General features: G+C 65.6%; 16 protein-coding genes and 1 tRNA gene. 8 read left to right on the forward strand and 9 right to left on the reverse strand.

Annotated features, from left to right (window positions below; genetic code table 11):
- The first annotated feature begins 55 nt into the window (after positions 1-55).
- Together GUY23_RS14945 and mscL are read left to right on the forward strand one after the other, a co-directional pair.
- Entirely contained in the window at positions 56-685 is a 630-nt protein-coding gene (locus GUY23_RS14945) for an SAF domain-containing protein (RefSeq protein WP_166973606.1), read from the forward strand.
- 259 nt (positions 686-944) lie between these two features.
- The gene (gene mscL, locus GUY23_RS14950; RefSeq protein WP_166973609.1) at positions 945-1,406 is read left to right on the forward strand and encodes a large conductance mechanosensitive channel protein MscL; all 462 of its coding nucleotides are present in this window, start codon (positions 945-947) and stop codon (positions 1,404-1,406) included.
- A gap of 275 nt (positions 1,407-1,681) precedes the next feature.
- Here the strand turns inward: mscL and GUY23_RS14955 are convergent, their stop codons facing one another.
- Both GUY23_RS14955 and GUY23_RS18795 read right to left on the reverse strand, forming a co-directional pair.
- Positions 1,682-1,951 (reverse strand): hypothetical protein, encoded by a 270-nt coding sequence (locus GUY23_RS14955; RefSeq protein WP_166973612.1) that lies wholly within the window; start codon positions 1,949-1,951, stop codon positions 1,682-1,684.
- Positions 1,944-6,944, reverse strand: a complete 5,001-nt coding sequence (locus GUY23_RS18795) for a DUF4011 domain-containing protein (RefSeq protein WP_166973615.1) — start codon at positions 6,942-6,944, stop codon at positions 1,944-1,946. Before GUY23_RS18795 ends, GUY23_RS14955 begins: the two co-directional genes overlap by 8 nt.
- 107 nt (positions 6,945-7,051) lie before the next feature.
- Here GUY23_RS18795 and GUY23_RS14965 point away from each other — a divergent pair.
- The 4 genes from GUY23_RS14965 to GUY23_RS14980 all read left to right on the forward strand — a co-directional run bounded on the left by GUY23_RS14965 (position 7,052) and on the right by GUY23_RS14980 (position 11,109).
- Positions 7,052-7,124 (forward strand) — tRNA-Arg (locus GUY23_RS14965).
- Between the two features lie 375 nt (positions 7,125-7,499).
- Positions 7,500-9,026: a hypothetical protein gene (locus tag GUY23_RS14970; protein WP_166973618.1), complete on the forward strand. Its 1,527-nt coding sequence runs from the start codon at positions 7,500-7,502 to the stop codon at positions 9,024-9,026.
- A gap of 94 nt (positions 9,027-9,120) precedes the next feature.
- Positions 9,121-9,744 (forward strand): class F sortase, encoded by a 624-nt coding sequence (locus tag GUY23_RS14975; protein ID WP_166973621.1) that lies wholly within the window; start codon positions 9,121-9,123, stop codon positions 9,742-9,744.
- A gap of 222 nt (positions 9,745-9,966) precedes the next feature.
- Complete coding sequence (locus GUY23_RS14980; RefSeq protein ID WP_323127128.1) at positions 9,967-11,109, forward strand: glycerol dehydrogenase; 1,143 nt, start codon at positions 9,967-9,969, stop codon at positions 11,107-11,109.
- Positions 11,110-11,263: 154 nt separating this feature from the next.
- Here the strand turns inward: GUY23_RS14980 and GUY23_RS14985 are convergent, their stop codons facing one another.
- The 5 genes from GUY23_RS14985 to pdxH all read right to left on the reverse strand — a co-directional run bounded on the left by GUY23_RS14985 (position 11,264) and on the right by pdxH (position 16,639).
- Positions 11,264-12,328, reverse strand: coding sequence for a universal stress protein (locus GUY23_RS14985; RefSeq protein WP_166973624.1), 1,065 nt, complete (start codon positions 12,326-12,328; stop codon positions 11,264-11,266).
- Between the two features lie 222 nt (positions 12,329-12,550).
- Positions 12,551-13,051 carry an HNH endonuclease gene (locus GUY23_RS14990; RefSeq protein WP_166973627.1) on the reverse strand — a complete coding sequence of 167 codons (501 nt, stop codon included), beginning with the start codon at positions 13,049-13,051 and terminating at the stop codon, positions 12,551-12,553.
- 549 nt (positions 13,052-13,600) lie between these two features.
- Entirely contained in the window at positions 13,601-14,419 is an 819-nt protein-coding gene (locus GUY23_RS14995; protein WP_166973630.1) for a C40 family peptidase, read from the reverse strand.
- A 484-nt stretch (positions 14,420-14,903) separates the two neighbouring features.
- Positions 14,904-15,590: a metal-dependent transcriptional regulator gene (locus tag GUY23_RS15000; RefSeq protein WP_166973633.1), complete on the reverse strand. Its 687-nt coding sequence runs from the start codon at positions 15,588-15,590 to the stop codon at positions 14,904-14,906.
- Between the two features lie 377 nt (positions 15,591-15,967).
- A complete protein-coding gene (gene pdxH, locus GUY23_RS15005) occupies positions 15,968-16,639 on the reverse strand; it encodes a pyridoxamine 5'-phosphate oxidase (protein ID WP_166973637.1) in 672 nt (223 codons plus the stop codon).
- Positions 16,640-16,752: 113 nt separating this feature from the next.
- On the opposite strand from pdxH, the gene serC reads away from it, so the two are divergent.
- Together serC and GUY23_RS15015 are read left to right on the forward strand one after the other, a co-directional pair.
- Positions 16,753-17,934, forward strand: a complete 1,182-nt coding sequence (gene serC, locus GUY23_RS15010; RefSeq protein ID WP_166973640.1) for a phosphoserine transaminase — start codon at positions 16,753-16,755, stop codon at positions 17,932-17,934.
- A 71-nt stretch (positions 17,935-18,005) separates the two neighbouring features.
- The gene (locus GUY23_RS15015) at positions 18,006-19,187 is read left to right on the forward strand and encodes an NAD(P)/FAD-dependent oxidoreductase (protein WP_166973643.1); all 1,182 of its coding nucleotides are present in this window, start codon (positions 18,006-18,008) and stop codon (positions 19,185-19,187) included.
- Positions 19,188-19,216: 29 nt separating this feature from the next.
- Here the strand turns inward: GUY23_RS15015 and GUY23_RS15020 are convergent, their stop codons facing one another.
- Complete coding sequence (locus GUY23_RS15020) at positions 19,217-19,714, reverse strand: DUF456 domain-containing protein (protein ID WP_166973646.1); 498 nt, start codon at positions 19,712-19,714, stop codon at positions 19,217-19,219.
- Positions 19,715-19,837: 123 nt separating this feature from the next.
- Positions 19,838-21,343, reverse strand: a complete 1,506-nt coding sequence (locus GUY23_RS15025; protein WP_228282410.1) for an MFS transporter — start codon at positions 21,341-21,343, stop codon at positions 19,838-19,840.

The raw sequence follows: 21,343 nt of genomic DNA on the forward strand, positions 1-21,343 counted from the left end.
CACAGGCCCTATCGGCTCCCTTGCCCGACCGACCCGGCCGAACCAGGGTCGTCGCATGGGCATCCTGCAGCGTTTCCGAAGCACGTCGACCACGTGGGCGCGATCATCTCGCATCCGCCCGCAGCGCATCCTCGCCGCAGTCTGCCTCGCATGCGCCTGCGCCCTGATCGTCTGGGCGCTCACCCCGAACGAATCCGGAACCGCCGTGGTCGTGGCGAAGACGGATCTTGCCCCGGGTGCCGAACTCGCTTCCCAGGACCTTGCCCTCAAGGACTTCCCATCCGAGCTGGTGCCCGACAAGGCGTTCACCTCCATCGCCGAGGCGAAGGGTCGACACACCTCAGCGGGGCTGTCGAAGGGGTCGGCGCTGACGGCATCGATCGTGCTCGACGAGCAGGCCCTGCCCGAGGGCAGTCGGGACCTGCTCATGCCGATCAGGCTCGCCGACGATGCCTCGGCCGCCCTTCTGCAACCCGGGCAGAGGATCCGGCTGTACTCCTCTCTACCGGACGGCGGGTCCGAAGTCGTCGTCGAAGAGGTGACGATCGCCCGCCTCGTCGATAAGCCGGAGGGAATAGCCGCCGAATCAGGTCAGCTTGTATCGGTCATCCTCTCGGCTGAGGATGCCGGACGCGTCGCCGAATTCGCCGGGCTGCCGATCAGCTTCGCAATACTGCCTCACTGACCGCATCGATATCGGCATTGGCGGTCCCGTATCCGAGCAGCGTGGGCGCTGTTTACCCCGGAGCTGACCGGTCCGTACCGCGAGGCGTGAGCGGGTGCATCGTCGCTGATGACACCGGTCAATCGCGCATTGCTGATCGAACGGTGACGAGAATCGCGAAGAAATCTGTCGAGATTGTGTTACTCATGTGTACCATTGGAACGTAATTGAGTAATTCTCAACCGCATTTCAGTGAACACACACCGAAAGGGTTTCTCTAATGCTTAAGGGCTTCAGAGACTTCATTCTCCAGGGGAATGTCGTCGAACTCGCAACCGCGGTCATCATCGGCGGCGCGTTCACCGCGATCGTCACCGCCTTCTCCGACAAGATCATCAACCCGCTCATCGCCGCTGTCGGTGGCGCCGAGGGCCCGGCTCTGGCTTTCCAGATCAAGCCGAACGTCGAGGAAACGACCATCGACCTGGGTGCGGTCATCACCGCGGCCATCAACTTCCTCATCGTTGCCGCAATCGTCTACTTCATCATCATCGTCCCGATGAACAAGCTCAACGAGCTGCGTAAGCGCGGAGCTCCTGAGGAAGAAGTTCCTCCGACCACCGAGGATCTGCTCGGCGACATCCGCGAGATCCTGCGCAACCAGGCTGCGTCCACCGCCGGACCCGCCGAGGGCCCCGCAAGCGGCGGACCGATCGACCCGAACGAACCGCCGCGCCACTGATTCTCAGTCGCTCCACGGCGAAGGTCCGCTCCCACCAGGGAGCGGGCCTTCTGCCTGTCCGGGCCGAGATACGGCCTCATCCGGCGCAATGTCTCGGTCTGTTCAACCTCGTTCAAGCTGGAGCGCACCTGTCGAACGGTGCGCCGTTCGATATGTGCGCTCCGACTTGAACGACGATTTCGCCGAGGCTGAACGCGACCGTCCGAACGCTACGATCAGAGGAACTGACGATCGGTGGAGAACTCACGACCAGTCGAAATTGCGATCGGTGGAATCTACGACCAGTGCGGCGGCTTCTGCGAGCGATAGTAGTCCTCGCTGAAGCCGCCGCCACCGGAGTCGGCCTCATTGCGCAGCGTGGCGCGATAGCGTCGCTTCGCGGCTTCGAGACGGGCTCGGCGTTCCGCGGCAGCGCTCGCGTCGGCGTCGGAGTCGGCTTCGGCGCCTGCGTCGGTTGTCGGTTCCGCCTCGGGTTCGTGCTCCCGCTCGACCTCGGACGATTGATCCCCATCGCAGGGAACAGTCTCGTCCGGCTGTTCAGGCATCGTCGTTCTTCGACTCCGCGCCCGATTCGGAACTGGGCTTCTCCGCCATATCGGCGTCCGATTTCGCCGGGGCCGTCTTCGGCTCAGCTGCCGACGCATCAGACGCCTTCGCATCGGTCTTTGCGTCAGTCTTCGGCTGTTCCGCCTTCGCATCGGTCGACAGGCCGGCCCCGGACGCTGTCGTCTTCGCCTCTGCCGCCGCCGCGTCGGACGCCGCGGTGGAGTTCGACTCAGGCCCCGTACCCGATTCAGCCTCAGCACTCGAGTTCGACTCATCGGCCGCCTCGGCGACCTGGTCATTGCTTGCGGTCCGGACGAGTCCGGCGGACCGGAGCTCATCGGCACGGATCTTGCCGGTGTCGAAGGTCGGAAGGATCTCGTCTTCGACCGGCCCGGCGGAACCGGACTGCGGGATGAACACCTCGGAGCCGGTGACCTTCTTCGCCTGAGCATGACGCTCACGGTAACGGTCGACGGCGGCCTGCAGCTGGGAGTCTCCGCGCGTCGAGCTGCCCTTCTGGGCCAGCGCCGTGCGCAGGAGGTCCTTGATCTCCCCATCGCCGCGCACGACCGCATCGGACTGGATCCAGTCGGTCATCTGGTCGAGGCCTTCGGCGGTGTACTTATGCATCGGCAGCCCGGGCACGAGCTTCGGGCGGCTGCCCGTGCGTCCGACGACCACCGAGGCAGCGCGTGCGGCATTGAGCACGGCCTGGGGGCTCATCGTCTCGACTGTGGAACGCCATGCTTCGAAGATCTTCTCGGTCTCCGACTGCGGGTCGACGAATGCGTCCGTCGACCATACCCGCATGAACTTCCAACCCCGGCGACTCAGCTGTTCAGGCAGCACCCGATCACGCTGGCGCAGGCTGCGCATGGAGGCGTATTCGGGACCGTCACCGGCGACCGCGATGATCATCCCGTGCTCGTCCTCGGTCGAGTTCGCCACGGCCAGATCGATGCCGTTGTAGTGTTCGTGGGCGACGACGCCGAGCTGGAGCAGCCGATCGGCGATATCCCCCATCAGCGGATCGTAGATCTCGCCGTGCGGTCCGGGCTGGCTGACTCCGCCGGCGGCGACCTCTTCGAGCAGGCGCGGCAGCATGACCGCTCCCCCGCTGAGCTTGTGCTGGTCGAAGTCCTCGGCCTCGATGCTCGAGACCACGGTCAGCCGCTTCCGCGCCCGGGTCATCGTCGCGGCTAGGATCCGTCGACCATCAGGTCCCGAGAGCGGACCGAAGTCGTGGATGACCCGGCCGTGGACGGTGCGCCCGTAGCCGAGGGTGAAGATCACGGCGTCGCGGGACATGCCCTGCACCCGTTCGGCGTCGGTGACGACGAAGGGCTCCTTCGACGAGTCGCTGAAGAACGCCGCCACGTAGGGCAGGTCCTTCATCGCCCGCGAGATCGCAGTGGCCACCCGCTGTGCATGGTGCGGGGTGAGTGCGACGACGGCCAGGGATTCCCGCGATCGGTTCCGCGCGTGTTTGAGCACGAGCTCGACGACGCGTTTGACCTCGGCGTCGGGGCTCTCGACCCGGCCCGTGCCGATGTCGGTGGGGCCGCGACCGTCGGCGACGTAGGAGAATTCGAGCCCGCTGCCCTCGCCCGTGTGCGCCGTCGGCAGCGTCGAGATCGTCGAATCGTAGAAGTGCCGGTTGGCCAGGTCGATCAGCCCCACCGGTGAGAGCCGGTAGGAGTTCGACAGTCGCATCCGCGGCAGGAATTCGCCGAGGCGGTCCTGCACCGAGTCCGGATGATTCCCGTCGTCCATCCCGAACCGATCGACCGCGATCGAGAAGGGACGCGGTCCCAGGAGTCGGGAGTCACCGAGGGAGATGACCTGGCGGGCGCGGGTGATGCCCGGGACGACGTCGGCGACCGCGAGGCGACCGGCGTCGGCGATGACCACCGCGTCGAAGAGCGGCAGAGCGGAGAACAGCTCGGGCACCGTGTACGGGCTGCCCATCCACACCGGGGCCAGGGTGGTCAGCAGTTCGGGTGCCTGCGTGGAGATCCGCTGCACCGAGGTGTGTTTCGACAGCAGCTCCTGTTTGATGACTCCGGCGCCGATCGGGTCGGCGTCGATGCCGCGCTTCCATGCCTGCGCATGGTTGAAGCGCAGACGGGAGGCACCGGCGGCGACGAAGGCACGGTCGTTCTCACGGAAGTCCTCGGCCACCTGGTGCAGCGCCGCACCGTCGTGACGGCCGATCGCCGGGTCTTCGCCGGCCATGGTCTGCAGCACCGAGGCCCAGTAGGCGAGGTCGAATTCGGGGCCGACTAGGCTGTCGTCGACCTTGCGGCGACGCAGATCGGTCATGAGGTCGCCGAGGCCTTCGGCATCGAGTTCGCGCTGCAGACGGGAGCGTTCGGGCAGCTCGGCGAGGTGCTCCGAGTCACGGCCCATCGCCTCGGTGCGGGCCTGGAGCTCCTCGATGAGCATCGAGCCGAGGTCGCCGCCGTCGGGCGTGCTCTCCAGGATCGGGCTGAGCTTGGCCATATCGGCTTCGACGCTCTGGAGGATCTCGTCGGCTTCGAGCACGCCGCGCGGGATCTGCGGGCGGCCGTCGTGACCGGCGAGGTCGGTGAGGATCACGCGTTGGGCGCGGACGTCGATGAGGGAGGCGTGGAGATCGTCGACCTCGGCACCGGGACGGAGGAATTCCTGCGCGGACTTCTTCAGCCGGCGGCGCTGCATCATGCCCATCTCGACGCCTGCCTCGGTGCGGTACTCGGCGGTGCCGGTGGCGGCGATGAGGTCGTCGAGGCGGTGGTCGTAGATGTCGGGGGCGAAGCTGTCGAGGGTCTTGCGTACGCGCAGCAGCACGCGGATCGCGCGCGCCCAGTCGTCGACGTTGCGACGCGGATTGAGCTTCGCTTTCTGCAGCACCGGTTCGGTCGCGGCCACGAGGTCCGGGATCGTCCGGCCGATGCGTTCGGCGACGGTGCGGGCGGCTTCGGCCTCCTCGACGGACTTGAGATCGGCGCCGAACCAGACGGTGTCTTCGACGTCGAGGGTGAAAGCGCCGAGGGAGGCGAGTTCGCCGAGCTTGCCGCGCAGAACGCTGCGGCGATCCTCACTGGCACCGAGGAGGTCCTCGTCGAAGCGGACCGGAGTCTGCGGCGAGTCATCTCCCGAGGTCAGCTCCGCGAGGTGCTGCATCGTCTCGTAGACGGAGACGTCCCAGGGCTCACGGCGACGGTGGAGTGAGGAGACGTGATCGGCCAGCGTCGCCCGCTGCTCGTTGAGATCGGACAGCAGCGTCGACAGGTCGGGGCGTTCGGATTTCTCCGCCGAGGCGATGAGGCCGATGAGCTGCTTGCGGATGTGCTCCGAGCCTTCGCGGGTGTCGACGGCGAAGTCGTTCAGGCCCACCTCGCCGAGGCGGGAAGAGAAGTCATCGAGCGCATCGGAGGTCTGAGCGAGGAAGAGGACGCTCTTGCCGGTGTGGGCCAGGGTGGTGGCGACGGCGACGGCGACCTGGGTGGCTCCGGTGCCGGGCGGAGTGTCGACGACGACGGAGTGGCCGGAGACGGCGGCGTCGACGACGGCCTGCTGGTCACCGTCGACGTCGATGACGAGGAACTCCTCCTGCGGCTTCCGGTCGGGAAGCGGGGTGATGGGTTCCTTGAGGGCTGCGGGGACGACGTCTTCGCCGGCGGCCTCAGGTTCGGACTCATCGGATGTCTCGGACTCATCGGCAGACGGGGACTCACCGGGCGCCTCGGACTCGGTCTCTGAAGTCGGCCCGGTCTCCGATGCCGGCCCGGTCAGCGAATCATCGCTCAGCGGACCATCGGTGATGGGAACGGTCGGCTGACCGTATTCCTCTTCGTCATCGGCGGCGGTCGAGGACCCTGTGCCCGAGGACTGTGCGCCCGAGGACCGCGCGTTCGCTGCGGACGCGTCCTTGTCGGCTCTGTCCCCGTCAGTGTTTTCACCGCGCGCGCCTTCACTGCCACTGAGCGTGCCGTCACCGGCCCCTTCCGCACCCTTCTCAGCATCTGCGTCATTCTTCGCGTCCACTCCGCCTACTGCGGCAGCGCCGGGCGTCGACTTCGCATCGGAGGCCTTGGTTCGCGCGAGCTTGCCCTCGTCGACGGGCGACTTCGCCACGGCTGCCGACGTCTCGTCCGCATCATTCGCGGTACCTGCCGGGGCTGCCTTCTCCTCGCCTGAGCCTGCCGCCTTCTCCTCGCGGGCACCTCCTGCTCTCGCCTCACGCGAACCCGCTGTCTGCGGCACATACGAGGGCCCGCCGAGCGAGGCTCGCACGTCCTCATCTCCGGCCAGAGCGCGGAGCACGGGGTGGTGAGTCGGCAGGTAGTCGGTGGAGAACGGATTCGCGATGTTCGCGAATGTGGAGATGATCAGTCGGTGGTTGATCCGCAGGCCGGGCACGTCCTGCGCGAGGTCGCGGAGTCGGTCGAGGGCCGGGTTCGGGTCGAACCCGTGCGGGCCGCCGGTTGCGTCGATCCAGTCGTCGACAGGCACCTCGAGGTCGTATTCCTCGCTGAGGTGGTGGACGAGCGCGGGGTTGATCGAGATCTCGCTGCCGAGCACGATCTCGAAGTCCTCGACGCGCGAACCACGCGGAACCAGCGTGATGTGGCGCATGACCACGGGCGCGTTGAATTTGAACTTCGCATCCTTCTCCGTCCAGGAGGCGAAGCCGATCGCGAGATGAGCCGTGCGGATGCCGCGCTCATTGTCGAGCTGCTCGGCCTTCGAGCGGATGGACTTCGCGCGGCGTCGGGCGTCTGCGAGGATGTCATGGTCGCGGATCAGGCTCGACAGGCGGGTAGCTCTGCCGGCCAGGAGCTGCGCGAGCCCCGATGGGTGGGCACCGGAGAGGTCGATGCTGCCATCGCGCGAGTCCCGGAAATGAAGCATGGTGTCGCGACCGCCCAGATGGGCGGCCTGCTTCTTCCACTCGGCAAAGACATCTCCGAGTTCTGGGAACTGTTCGTCTGCAACGGAATCCGACACAATTCGACCCTAACGAGAATCTGCTCATAATAGGTGCTGGCACACCGTGGAACACTGAGGTTTCTTCTACGCTACACTGGGTGATCGTGGTTGTGGACGACCACCTGGCCCCCGTAGCTCAGGGGATAGAGCACCGCTCTCCTAAAGCGGGTGTCGGCAGTTCGAATCTGCCCGGGGGCGCAGTTCTGTGTAAACACGCCCGGTCTCTTGCTGATGGCCAGACTCGCCATCTCATCGCTGTCGGCGATTGCGATCGAGCCAGGTATGACGATGACTTCCGCTGGGGCGATGCTCGCATGCGGTCTCGCGCGCTCGGCGTCGCTCAAGCTTCCTTCAGGGGAACTTGTAACTACATACAATGAAGCAGAACATCTGTGCTGATGGAGCCACCAACACACCTTTCCGAAATTCACTTCGCCGCCTGCCTGACAAGACAATAGTCCTTGCTGTCTCTATACTGTCGTGCTGGGAGCGGGTCAGGGCAGTTGCCTCTGAACCTTCGATTGTGGCGTCGAAGGCCGACACCACGTGACGCACCCAGGAAGGAACCACACCATGCGGCGACTCCGCAGACGACTGCCCGTCGTCGGCACGACAATCGCACTGGTCGCAGGGAGCGCTCTCCTTGCCTCGCCAGCAGCAGCAGCACCAGAGTTCGGTCCTCAGCTCAGCACCTATGAGGGAGAACCGGACTTCACCGGTGTCACCACGAACCCCGAAACCGACGACCAGGGCGGTGTCGAGAACGCCACCATGTACGGCGCTTACATCCCACCGTCCGGCCCTCTCTCCGACAAGCGAGTCTGGTGCATCGACCGCGGCCTGACACAGCCCATGGGCGACGGATACGACGAGAGCGGAAAATCCTCGGTCAAGGCTCCGGAGCTGGCCTATATCCTCGCGAAATGGGACGAACCCCGCCGCGATGCGGCCGATGAGATGGCTCATGACATGGCCATCAGCGAGCACGTCCACAGCTCCGATGAGATCGACCACCGCGACATCCTCGATGACCGCAGCCTGCAAGAGGTCACCGATGGGATCGGGTGGAACGAAGACTCCAAAAACCTCAAGGACATCGGCGCGGATACGTTCCACGACGACGTTCTGCCCAAAGCCTATGACCTTTCGGCACTCATGGACGACGAAGCCGCGAAATATGCCGGCGACGGCTCCTACACGGCCAAGGTCACCATCGACGAGGACTCCGAGGCCGCGATTGTCTCACTGGTCAACTCCGAGGGCGTCAGCGTTCCCGGATTCGACGGTGAACTCACCGTCGACGGTGCCACGGCTGAGACCACGGAGATCACGTCCGGTGAAGAGCCCGTCGAGGTGCCCCTCGACTTCGCCGACGACGTTCCCGACGCATCCGTGTCGGTGAAGTTCTCCGGCCTTCCCACCGGATCGGTGACCCAGTGGAATCCCAAAGACTTCGATGCCGCCGACTATGACCGCGCGAACCTGCAAGCAGTCATCGAAAAGCAGGAAACCACCGTCGAGGCGTCGGATTCCTACCAGGGCCTCTACAGTCCGAACGTCTCGTCGCAGGTCTCGGTCGACGAGATCACCGATCTTCCCGCCAAGGTCACCGACAAAGTCCGCTTGGAGAACTGTGCGCCCGGTGAACCCGTCGAAGACGCCAAGGTCGAGGTGTATGCCGAGGAAGGACGGATCAGCGAGTCCGAGAGCGCCCCAGAGGACGCGGAACTCATCGAGACGTTCACTCCCGATGTCACATGCGGCGATGACGGCAGCGTCGAATTCGAGACCGACGAGCTCAGCCTCGACGCCGACTTCGTGACACCGGGCGAGGAGAAGTCGGTGACGTTCGTAGCCTCGGCCCCTGCCGCCGGATCGAACGAAGCCTGGTCCCATGGCTACGGGGTCCCATCAGAGACCGTGAACATCGCCGTCCCCGAGGCCGACAAGCCAGACGACCACCCTGTCGTGAAAACGGGTGCTTATGTCGATACAGCCGACACGGGAGCCAATTGGAAGCTCATCGGCGGGGCCGGACTGCTGACTGCTGCGGGCGGACTCATCATCGGGACGGTTCGCCGTCGTATGACGAGGAACTGATCGGAAAGTCATGACCGACAGGTCATGACTTGTGGGCTTTGACTCGGTGGCGGTCGCTGTTTCGGCGACCGCCACCGTCAGACGAAAGGACTCCATGACAGACCGCAGATCCTCCATCTGGTGGGCCGTCCCCGTCGCTGTCGTCATCATTGCGCTCCTCTGCGCAGGAGCATGGCTGCTCACCGATGGACTCACTGAAGAAGAGAGCACCGCTGAAAGCCGCAGCGACGTGGAACTGGAAGATCCCCCGAGCAAGACAGAGATCGACGAGATGAAGGTCGAGGCCCTTGATGGGCAGTTCCAAGTCCCTTCGGTGGGACTCTCCACCGGACTGGAGACCATGTCCGAGATCAACGGTGCGATCAATCCTCCTGGGCTGAACAACGGCTACGTGGTGCGCAATCACGGCACGCCCGACCACCCCGAACGCGGCACCACCTACGTTGCCATCCACTCTGTGCAGGGCGCCGAGCTGCCTGGGAACAAGCTCATCGATGTCGGTGCCGGTAAGCCGCGCGTCCGATCGGGTGAGACGATCACCCTCCAGGATCGCGACTACACGGTGACCGACTCCTACGTTGTGCCGAAGACGGACATCTCCGGCGATGATCGAGTATGGGCGGACGAACCGGGCCGGCTCGTCATCCTCACCTGCTTGCAGCGCTCCTCCGGCCGGTCGGTGGACAATGTCGTCATCGAAGCCACCGTGGACCAGTAGAACCTGTCGCATTGTCCCGGAGCAGCAGGTCGTCGATGCCGTCCACCAAGTCCTCCGCCAAACCGCTTCGAGGTACCCGTGAACGGTGCCGGTCTCGGCGTTGTCGCATTCACCGTGCTCGATCTTTGCCCGTGCTAGTGTGCAAATCCTCGGCGACGACACGTCATCGCTGAGGGAACTGTACGCAACGCCCCGCAGGGCCCGAGGAAACGGATCCATACCATGGTCGCTCCAATCAGCACAGTCATCAGCCCGTCGCGCTACGTTCAAGGCAAGGGCGCAATCTCACGCATCGGAGAGTTCATCGCCACGATCGGCTCACGCCCCCTCGTTGTCGTCGACGATGTCGTCTGGGGCATCGTGCGAGGTTCGGTCGAAGCAAGTTTCGGCGATGCCGAACTTCCGATCGAGCGGGTCGGCTTCGGCCGCTTCGCCACCCCTGATGCGGTCGACTCACTCGCCGCCACGATCAAGGAGACCGGCTCGGATGTCATCGTCGGCCTCGGCGGCGGTTCCGCGATCGATGCGGCCAAAGCGGCCGGACATCTCGCCGGTGTACGGTGGGCCAGCGTGCCCACCGCTGCCAGCACAGATGCACCGACGTCTGCCCTGGCGGTCATCTACACCGACGAGGGCGAGTTCCTCGAATACCGCTTCTTCCCCCACAACCCCGATCTGGTGCTCATCGACACTGAACTGGTTGCCAATGCCCCGGTGCAGTTCCTCATCGCCGGGATCGGCGACGCCCTGGCCACGTGGGTCGAGGCCCGCGCGGCACGCCGGGCAAACGCTGCCACCATGGCCGGCGGCCTCCAGACGGAGACAAGCGTCGCACTCGCACGGCTGTCCTGGGACATTCTCCATGAGAATGCTCTCCAGGCCATCGAGGCGGTGAAATCGAAAGTGGTGACCCCAGCGTTGGAAAAAGTCGTCGAAGCGAACACACTGCTGTCCGGGCTCGGCTTCGAATCCGGCGGACTCGCCGCCGCTCACGCCATCCACAACGCCCTCACTGCCGCACCCCAGACGCACGGGCTCTCACACGGACAGAAGGTCAACATCGGCACGCTTGCTCAGCTCGTCCTCGAGGGAGCCGCTGCCGAGGAGATCGAGGACTTCGTGGTGTTCACCACGAAGGTCGGTCTGCCGAACACCCTGACCGAGATCGGACTGAGCCCCACTGACGTCAAGGACCTCCGTGCGGTTGCCGAAGCAGCCACGGTCGAGGGTGAGACCATCCACAACATGCCCTTCCCCGTCACTCCGGAACTGGTCGTCGATGCGCTCGTCGCCCTCGAGGGACTGTCTCGCAGCATCAGGGCTGAGCACGACCTGGCCGAGCCGGAGTCCTACCGCGCTCACTGAGACACGAATGTGCGACTCTGAACAGCGCACAGGAATTGGACTTCAGCAGTCACGAGCGGTGGCTCCGACGTGAACGCCGGAGCCACCGCTCGCGCCGCCAGTCGAAGCTCGGGGTCGGCCGCCCCGGCGATTGTCTTCCGGCGGTCATCCCTGATCACAGGCCGGGTTCTGGGATCTCCCCGTCCTTCCGGCGCTTGTTCTGATCGCGGGCCACGCGCACGACCATCGTCGGGCACTGCGAATACGGCAGCACCGACTGCGAGGTCGAACCGAGCAGGAGGCCGGCGAAGCCGCCGCGGCCACGGGAACCGATGACGAGCACCTCGGCGGTATCAGAGGCGCGGACGAGCACCTCGGCGGGTTGGCCGTCGAAGAGCGTCCAGGTGACATCGAGGTTCGGGAATTCCTCAGCCAGGCGCTGCTTGGCGACGACGAGCTTATCGGCGCCTTCGTTGACGAGGCGCTCAAGATCGGCGGTGCTCGGCAGCCATTCGGGGCCGATGACCGTCGTCGTGATCACGGCGACGATGTGCAGCGGTGAACCGCGACGCACGGCCAACCGGGCGGCCTTCCACAGTGCCGGGGATTCGGCACCGAGTGAGTCGACGCCGACGACGACTTTGCCGTCGAAGCGCAGTCCCTCGATCGCCTCGGCGTTGGGATCGTGCTCCTCGACTTCGACGCCGTCCTGACGGATCGGGCGGGACGAGGTCGGGTGGGCCGGGCGGTCGGCCTGGCTGTCCCAACAGGAGGGCACAACGACGGTCGGGCAGGCCGAGTGCGCGGGCAGCGCGCTCGAGACCGTGCCGAGCAGCCGGCCGGCGAATCCGCCACGACCGCGGGAGCCCACGACGGTGAGGCAGCCGGTCTTCGACTCGTCGATGAGCACGCCTGCGGCATCGCCGATCTCAATGACGGCTTCGACGGGGACACCGGCGGCTTTGACCTCGGCGGCGGCTTCCTTGAGGGTGTTCGTCACGGCCTGCCGAATCGATGAGTCATCGATGGGGACATAGGAGACATCGATCGCGGCAGCCGCGACACTCGGGATCGTGTAGGCGCCGACGAGGCGGATGGGACGGTCCAGGGACCGAGCTTCCTGGATAGCCCAGGCCAGAGCATTGCGGCTCGGCGGGGATCCGTCGATGCCGACGATGACGGCCTCCGGCTCACCGGCCGGGGCCGAGTCGGGGTTCTGGGGTCGGTCCTGCTCACTCATGGCAAGCTCCTCGGGTCGGAGAACTCTTCACTTTCGTCCACCCTAGAACACAATGCCCCCGCGAACTTCGCGTATGTCACATCGTTATCCGAATTCCTCCACAATGCGGACAACACAGTTCCCCATCTGGGACGATGCCGGCGAATCGGAGCCTCGGGAACACGGCATTCGGATCAAGCTCTGCCGACCCTCGCGTTTCTCACATCCAGGGTGTCGCAACCCTCAGGCGGCGCGAGAGAGCTCGAGGAACGGCCGCCATTTCTCAACGGGCTTGTCGATGCCCCGCATCCACAGCTGCCCGAGACGGGGCTCCTGCGGATGAACGTTGAGCTTCCAGCCGATCTCGCTCAGCGTGCGGTTGCCTTTGCGGTTGTTGCACTCGCGACAGCAGGCGACGAGATTCTCCCAGCTGTTGACTCCCCCGCGGGATCGCGGCACGACGTGGTCGACCGTCGAGGCGGCCCTGCTGCAGTAGGCGCAGCGGTGATTGTCTCGGCGCAGGACACCGCGTCGGGACAGGGAGACGCGCCGATTGCTCGGCGGTCGGACGTAGCGGGTGAGCAGGATGACGGAGGGCTGATCGAGACTCATGTGCTCGGATCTCACCGGGATGTCCTCTGCGGCCAGCACTGTCGCCTTTCCCGTCAGCACGAGCACAACGGCGCGTGTGAACGGCACGATCGACAGCGGTTCGTAACCGGCATTCAGCACGAGAGTCTTCATATCTCGCCCCTCATCTTCTTCTCTTGTGGGCCGAAACCGGCTGCCCCGGCCCCAGGGAACACAAAAGGCGCCGTGCTCATGGGCACGACGCCTGGAAAGAGGGCACGGAGACACGTATGTACTCCGCACCAGAGACTGGAGCGGCTATTCGAAGTATTCGACTCTGCCCCATCTGCTTTCCTTCAGGTCGGCGGTGTCGATCCATTCGGGTCGACACCGTTCATGGAACTCAATCCTTTCCAGAATAACGCCGCGAACGGCTGTGACCCAATTCATACGGTTCGCGTCACGCAATCTTCGGACTCCGTTCACCTCGCGCGTGTGCGCGGGCGCGTACGTGCCCGCCTACCTCGCGCGGGCGCGCGCGGCCGCCCGCACGGGCCCGAGCGCTCGCATGCGCACCTGCACAAGCCTGCCCCTCCGGGAGCCCGACCAACGGTCGTGTCGGAGGTGGGAGCGCCACCTCGGCGAGGGAATTCCAGGTACACGAAAGCTCCCCGCCCGACTCGAGGACCGTCGAGTCGAACGGGGAGCTTTCGGTGAAGCTGATCAGAGAACGCGGATGAAGGTGACGTTGCCCATCCAGCTGTAGCTGCGCTTCGAGGTTCCCGAGCTCGGCGAACCTGCATCGTACATCTGTCCGCCACCGGCGTAGATACCGACGTGGCCGGGGTGCCAGACGAGGTCACCGGGCTTGGCCTCGGACTGCGACACGATCTGGCCGGCACCCTTCTGAGCACCGGAGGTGCGGGGGAGGTTCACGCCGACGTGGCTGAACACCCACGAGGTGTAACCGGAGCAGTCCCAGCCACTCTGGCTGGTGCCGCCCATGACGTAGGGAGTCCCGACGCCCTTCTCAGCCCAGGCGAGGACCTGCTCGGCCTTCGAGCCGTCGATGGAACCGGCGTCATCGGAATCGCTCTTGCCCGAGTCGGACGAGCCGCTGTTGGCGGTGTCGTCGGAGGTGCCTGCGGACTCATCGGAGTCAGCGGTGGCGGTCTGAGTGGGGGTCGGCTTCGGCTTGGGCTTCGGAGCGGCATCAGCAGTGATGCTCGTCGCCTGCGACTCGAGCGAGTCGGCCTTCTTCTCGCCCTTCTTGTCCTTGGAGTCGTCACCGATGGTGACGGACTGGTTCTCGAAGTCGACCTGCTGAGTGGTCTCGGCCTGAGCGGAGACCTCGTTCTGGTCGTCTGCACCCTGGCCCGCGGCGGGCATCACCGCGGCGGTGAGCAGACCACCGCTGGCAGCAACAACAGCTGCGCGACGTCCGAAGACACCTGAGTTGGCATTCAGAAGTTCAGTGAGCTCGGTCAGTGGAGTCTTGACCTTGGCATCTGCGGCGCGGCGGCCATGCTGCTTAGTTGCCACGTTTTCCCTCTCGTACCTATTGGCTTTCCGGGCCAACCGCCACTATCGGTCCTTGGTAACTCACAGTGAGCGTGGCGTTCGGCTCTCGCTGCGAAGTCGTCATTGCGTGAACGACCTCCACAACTGTAACCAATCGGTGACCAATTGTCACGTTTCTGTCACAAGCACGGGAGGGAACCCGTGATGTTTTCCATAACTTCCCAGGTCAGAGACCTGAAATCGCTTCGAGATTTCGTAACATTTTTCCGTTATACGACACGACCCAGGGGGTGGAAAGCCACTCCCTGGGTCATAGATCACACATATTTGTAACGAATCGAGACTCATGTGCCCGCCCCGTCGTTACCGGAGGCGGGCACATGGCTGCAGAGATGCCGCCAACCGGAAGCGGTACCGGCAGCAGTGGCACACTTTCGGTCGCGCGGGCCTCGCTCCGCGGTCTGCGCAGCGAGGCCTGCTCTGGAGTCCGCTCGGCGTTGTCAGATCAGCGACGGTAGGCGAAGACGTGCGAGGCCGTCTCCAGCGGCAGGTCGAGCACATCCTGAGCACCCGGCACCTGCACGGTGATGTATTCGCCGTTGCGCGAGATCTCGACTTCGCTGTCCGGCAGGACGCCGGCGACCTGGAACTGCTGGAGCAGGTGGATGTCGACCTGCAGCGGTTCGGCCAGCCAGGCGATCGTCAGATGCTTCGCCCCGTCGCGTCCGACGGCGGTGGCGAGGTCGATCACCTCGGTGGTCTTCGAGGCTTCTCCCCCGATGACGTCGAGTCCGGGGATCGGGTTGCCGTAGGGACCCGAGGAGGTGTCGGGCAGAAGGTTGACGAGCTTGCGCTCGACCTGCTCGCTCATCACGTGCTCCCACCGGCAGGCTTCGTCGTGGACGAGCTCCCATTCGAGCCCGACGACGTCGGAGAGCAGGCGCTCGGCCAGACGGTGCTTGCGCATCACATCGGTGGCGATCCGGCGACCTTCCGGAGTGAGCTCGAGGTGACGGTCGTTGCTGACGTGCAGGAGCCCGTCGCGCTCCATCCGGGCCACGGTCTGCGAGACGGTGGGGCCGGAGTGATCCAGACGCTCGGCGATTCGGGCACGCAATGGCACGATCGACTGTTCCTCGAGCTCGATGATCGATTTGAGGTACATCTCGGTTGTATCAATGAGGTCGTTCACTTCTGACCAGCCACTCCACTCTTCGTCTTCAGGTCGTTCGGACCATCTAAGGCGTTGTCACCATCCGGGTCTCTGCGACCCTGCTCCGACCGCCGCCCAGGCGCTCCTGGTCGCGGCCGTTGCGATCTCTGTCTCAATCCTATCGTGCGTTCAGCGATTACCGTGAGTCGAGAATCCTCGGCTCCGCAGTGCCGCTCTCCCAGGCCGTCACCGCCACGCCTCTCCACTCTTCTGACCGCCGGCCCATCCGCCGGGTCCGTCCGCCGGACGACAGTTCACCGACACCTGCAATCGGGGCGCTGACCATGCCGACCTGCCCGTAACGCCGGAAGTGAGTCGAATATTTCACCGCCACCGTTCAGGGGCCCAAGCGACTCTCACGGATAGAGGCGGGTGGCGGTCCATGCGGACGCCTCGTCGAGGTTCGCGACTTCGTGGCTGCCGTCGGAGCGGCGGAAGACCCACCGGTCGTGGAAACGGTTCTGCTGCCCCTGCCAGAATTCGATCTCGAAGACACGGATGCGGAATCCGCCCCAGTGGTCCGGGCGCGGCACGTCCCTGCCCTCGAACTCGGCCACGGCGGCATCGTATTCGGCCTGCATCTGCTCCCGGCCGGTCACCGGCTGAGACTGTTTGGACACGTTCGCTCCGATCTGCGAACCGCGGGGTCGGACGGCGAAGTACGCGTCCGAGTCCTCGGGTGCGGCCACCTCGGCGAGGCCGCGGATGCGGACCTGACGTTCCATGTCCTGCCAGGGGAAGTTCACGGCGATGCGGGGATCGGCGCGCAGCTGCCGACCCTTCGCGGAGTCATAGTCGGTGAAGAAGAGGAACCCGCGTTCGTCGAGTCCTTTGAGCAGGACGATGCGTGAGCTCGGGCCCCATTCGTCGAGGGTCGACACGGTCATCGCATTCGGTTCGCGGACATGGTCGGCGGCCTCGTCGTACCACTGTCGGAACAGAGTCAGGGGCGCGGTGTCCGGGTGGTCGAAGATGCTGGAGTCGTAGGACTTCCGGGTCTGCGGGAGGCGATCGACGGGCTCACTCATGCCTTCACTCTACGACGCGGGTGTGACAGGGCGGCATCAGTGATGACACAGGCGCCGCGTCACATGACGGACCGGCGGCGGGATCGCGGGTGCCCCACCGTAGAATGTCGACCGTGACTGCGACGAATATAACGATCCCAGAGAACCTCCTGCCCGCCGACGGACGCTTCGGGTCAGGCCCGGCCCGCATCCGCCCCGCACAGATCGAGGCGCTGAACGCGGCCGCGACCGAGGTGCTCGGCACCAGCCACCGCCAGGCGCCGGTGAAGAACATCGTGGGCCGCATCCGCTCCGGGCTGACCGATCTGTTCAGCCTGCCCGAGGGCTACGAGGTGGTACTCGGCAACGGCGGTTCCACCGTGTTCTGGGATGTCGCCGCCTTCGGCCTCGTGCGCAATCGTGCCGCGCATGCGACGTTCGGAGAGTTCGGACAGAAGTTCGCCAAGGCCACCGATACCGCGCCGCACCTCGAATCCTCACTCATCCTCGACGCCGAACCGGGCACCTCGGCGATCCCGACGCCCGAGGCCCTGACCGAAGCCGGTCTCATCTCCTCCCCCGCCGAGGCGGCCACCGGCGAATCCGCCGCCGACGTCTTCGCGTGGCCCCACAATGAGACCTCGACCGGTGTGGCCACTCAGATCGCACGTCCGGCCGGGATCGCCGAGGACGCCCTCGTCGTCATCGACGCAACCTCCGGAGCCGGCGGACTGGCCGTCGACATCGCCGAGACCGACGTCTATTACTTCGCACCGCAGAAGAACATGGGCTCCGACGGCGGCCTGTGGGTGGCGCTCCTGTCCCCGCGCGCCATCGCCCGCGCACAGGAGATCAAGGACTCAGGACGCTGGATCCCGACCTCGCTCGACCTGGTCACCGCGATCGAGAACTCGCGGAAGGACCAGACCTACAACACCCCGGCCGTGGCGACCCTGCTGCTGCTGGCCGAGCAGATCGAATGGATCATCGACAACGGCGGCCTGGACTGGGCGAGCGAGCGGACCCGTGAGTCCTCCGGTCTCGTCTACGACTGGGCCGATGCCGCCGAGGCGGCTCATCCCTATGTCGCCGACCCCGCGGATCGTTCGTCGGTCGTGGCGACCATCGACTTCGACGATTCGATCGATGCCGCGACCGTGGCCAAGGTGCTGCGGGCCAACGGCGTCGTCGACGTCGAGCCCTACCGCAAGCTCGGGCGCAACCAGCTGCGCATCGCGACCTTCGTCTCCGTCGACCCGGCCGATGTCCGGGCGCTGCTCGCCTGCATCGACTTCGTCGTCGACGCCCTCAAGTAGGCCGCGGGGCGTAGGCTTGTGACAGGTCGGCGGCAACCGTCGTTGTGAGGATCTTCCCGGGGAGGAACACCGTGACCAGCACCGCGACCGACGCACCGGCACGCACTGTCGACAGCAGCGCCCGCGTCGGCGTCATCGGCAGCGGCATCGCCGGTGCCAGCACCGCCTTCGCTCTGGCCTCCCGCGGCGTCGACATCACCATCGTCGACGATGCCATGGCGGGGCAGGCGACAGCAGCCAGCGCGGGGATCATCGCACCGTGGGTGTCGACGAGCACGGGTGCCTACTACGAGACGTACGCAGCCGGCGGGAACTTCTATCCGGCGTTCCTCGAACGCCTGAGCGCGCTGGGCATCCCGGATCTCGGCTACCGCCGATCCGGAGCCCTCGTCGTCAATAGTGACCCGGATATCCTCACCGAGGCGGCTGTCACCATCCGTGAGCGCGTCGCGGCCGCCGGGGTTGTCGCGGGCGAGATCCATGATGTCGATGCGGCGGAACTGGCCGAGCTCTTCCCTCCGATCGCTCCGGACATGACCGGTCTCCTCATCACCGGAGGCGGACGTGTCGACGGACGGGTTCTGCGAGATGCGCTCCTCACCGGGGCCAGGCAGCATGGCGCCAGGTTCGTCGCCGACTCCGCGCAGGCCATCACCCCATCGGGCAGCAGAACTTCGGGGAGGGGAACTGAGGGCAGGGGTCCGTGGTCGGTGCGCACCACCTCGGCGATGGAGGACTTCGACGCGCTCGTCATCGCAGGTGGGGCGCGGAGTGCTGACCTCCTCGACCGTCTCGGTCACTCGGTGGGAATCGCTCCTCAGCGTGGCCAACTGGTCCATCTGGGACTGCGCGGTGTCAACACATCGCCGTGGCCGACGATTCACCCGCTCGACCACCACTACATCACCCCGTTCGACGGGGGCCGCATCGTCGCCGGAGCCACGAGGGAGGACGGCGTCGGCTTCGACGTCCGCGCGACTGCAGCCGGCACGAAGCAGGTCCTCGACGACGCGCTGCGGATCGCCCCCGGCCTCGCCGAGGCGACTGTCCTCGAGACCCGGATCGGCGTGCGCCCCATGTCGACGCGGGAGGGGGCGCTGCCCTACGCGGGAGCGGTCCCCGGCGCGGACGGACTGTGGCTGGCTTCGGGGTTCGGCGCCGGTGGCCTCACGATGGGTCCGCTCATCGGCGACGGGCTGGCGAGACTGATACTCGGCGAAGGCGCGCCGGAGATCGCCCACCTGGCGCTGTGAGCCGCCGGCGGGCTCTGTCACCCACCCCTCTACCCGAGGAAGTGGATGAGCAGTCCGATGCCATAGGTGAGCGCGGCAAGCAGGGCGAGGCAGAATTCGATGCCGGCGCCCAAGCCGATCGCCTTGATCGACTCCCAGCTCGAGGTCCACGCCGTCGATGCGTCTTTGAGGCGGAAGTATTCGGCGAGGAACAGCCCGAGGACGAACCCGATCGGCAGTCCGAGCACGGGGATGACGAAGAAGCCGATGATCCCGAGCACCCCGCCCAACAGCACCGAGGAGTTCGGCACCTGCATGGACTTGAGCTTCCGACCGGTGAGCACGAGCGACGAACTCATCCCGGCCGCGACGAAGACGGCCACGATGGCGAAGATGATCCAGGCGGCGGGACCGCCGATGACGATCGCCCAGATGAGCACTGCGATGCCGATGAGGATCGACCCGGGCAGGACGGGCACGATGATGCCCACGCAGCCGATGAGGATGGCCACGCCGACCAGCGCCGAGGTGATGATGTCAGTAGTCACAGGCAGTTCCGATTCCGTCGCCGAGGTGGTCCCCCGAATTCTATTCGACGAACCTCTGTAACCGCCGAGACGGCACCGGCTCCGCCCGAGGGGTCAGTCACGAAAGGCTCAGTCACGAAAGGCTCAGTCGCTGCCGTTCGCGGCTCGACCGTTGTTGCCTTCGCCCGCGGGATCGTTCTGGCTCAGGGGAGCGCCATCGCTCGATCGTCCGCCATCGCCCGAGAACCCACGCTCGTCTGCGCTCGACAGTCGGCCGTCGCCCGCCGCTTCACCGTGATCGTCGTCCACAACCCGATCATGATGGTCTCGTCCGAAGAAGGCACCGAGATGGCCTGTCCCATGATGATCTGTCCCGTGACGGCCCATGCCCGGAGGTCGACCTTGGTAACTCATGTGCAGACGGATCCGCGACTTCGGGTCGCGGTGGAGTCTCAGGTCCTTGGCCATGACCATCCACAGCAGACCGACGGCGAAGGCGGCGATCCCCGAGGCGGCTCCGACGACAAGTGCCATGCGCGGTCCGAAGGTATCGGCGACCCAGCCGGCCAGTGGCGCACCGATGGGAGTGCCGCCCATGACGACTGCCGCGTAGATCGCCATGACTCGGCCTCGGTAGTTCGCCGCCGTCGTCGTCTGGACATACGCATTCGCCGAGGTCATCATCGTCAGCGAGGCAAAGCCGACGAACACCAAGGATGCGGCGAAGAGGTAGTAGTTCGGCATCAGCGACGCCACCCCGACGGCCACGCCGAATCCCCCGGCGGCACCGAAGATGAACCGCAGCCGCGGCTTCTCCCGCCGGGCCGAGGCCAGCGCTCCGGTGACCGAACCGATGGCCATCACCGAGTTGAGCAGACCGAACCCGCTGGCATCCCGGCCGAACTCGATCTTCGCCATCGTCGCGGTATAGATGTTGAAGTTGAACCCGAAGGTCGCGACGATGAACAGCACGACGAGCACGACCGTGATGTCCGGGCGCCGGCGCAGATACTTCAAGCCGCCGAGCACTCCGCCTTTGCCGCGCCTGCCCGAGGGGTGCAGCCGGGACTTGTCGAGGCGGAGAAGCACGGTGAGCGTCGCAGCGAAGCCGAGTCCGCTGATGAGGAACACCGGGCCGGCACCGATGACGGCGGTGAGCACACCGGCCACGGCGGGGCCGATCATACGGGCACCGTTGAACGATGCCGAGTTGAGGCTGACCGCGTTCGGCAGCAGCTTCTCGCCCACGAGTTCGGAGACGAAGGCCTGCCGGGCCGGGTTGTCCAGGGTCGTGAGCATGCCGAGGGTGAACGCGAGCACGTAGACGTGCCAGAGCACGATGGCATCGGTGATGACGAGGGCGAAGAGGATGAGCCCGATGAATCCCAGCAGGGCCTGCGTGACCATGAGCAGGCGACGTTTGTCGAACTTGTCGACGAGGCTGCCCGCGAACGGGAACATGATCAGCTGCGGCCCCAGCTGCAGGGCCATCGTGATGCCCAGTGCCGAGGCGTTGTTGTCGGTGAGCATGGTCAGGACGATCCAGTCCTGCGCCGTGCGCTGCATCCACGTTCCGGTGTTGGAGATCAGGGCACCGGCGAACCAGTGCCGGTAGTTCGGCTCCGACAGCGACCGGAACGTCTGGGACAT

The sequence above is a fragment of the Brevibacterium atlanticum genome (genome assembly GCF_011617245.1).
Classification (GTDB): domain Bacteria; phylum Actinomycetota; class Actinomycetes; order Actinomycetales; family Brevibacteriaceae; genus Brevibacterium; species Brevibacterium atlanticum.

What these genes read in the sequence shown, in the direction of transcription:
- GUY23_RS14945 (WP_166973606.1), top strand. Translation starts at nt 56, where the DNA reads ATGGGCATCCTGCAGCGTTTCCGAAGCACGTCGACCACGTGGGCGCGA.
- mscL (WP_166973609.1), top strand. Translation starts at nt 945, where the DNA reads ATGCTTAAGGGCTTCAGAGACTTCATTCTCCAGGGGAATGTCGTCGAA.
- GUY23_RS14955 (WP_166973612.1), bottom strand. Translation starts at nt 1,951, where the DNA reads ATGCCTGAACAGCCGGACGAGACTGTTCCCTGCGATGGGGATCAATCG.
- GUY23_RS14970 (WP_166973618.1), top strand. Translation starts at nt 7,500, where the DNA reads ATGCGGCGACTCCGCAGACGACTGCCCGTCGTCGGCACGACAATCGCA.
- GUY23_RS14975 (WP_166973621.1), top strand. Translation starts at nt 9,121, where the DNA reads ATGACAGACCGCAGATCCTCCATCTGGTGGGCCGTCCCCGTCGCTGTC.
- GUY23_RS14980 (WP_323127128.1), top strand. Translation starts at nt 9,967, where the DNA reads ATGGTCGCTCCAATCAGCACAGTCATCAGCCCGTCGCGCTACGTTCAA.
- GUY23_RS14985 (WP_166973624.1), bottom strand. Translation starts at nt 12,328, where the DNA reads ATGAGTGAGCAGGACCGACCCCAGAACCCCGACTCGGCCCCGGCCGGT.
- GUY23_RS14990 (WP_166973627.1), bottom strand. Translation starts at nt 13,051, where the DNA reads ATGAAGACTCTCGTGCTGAATGCCGGTTACGAACCGCTGTCGATCGTG.
- pdxH (WP_166973637.1), bottom strand. Translation starts at nt 16,639, where the DNA reads ATGAGTGAGCCCGTCGATCGCCTCCCGCAGACCCGGAAGTCCTACGAC.
- GUY23_RS15025 (WP_228282410.1), bottom strand. Translation starts at nt 21,343, where the DNA reads ATGTCCCAGACGTTCCGGTCGCTGTCGGAGCCGAACTACCGGCACTGG.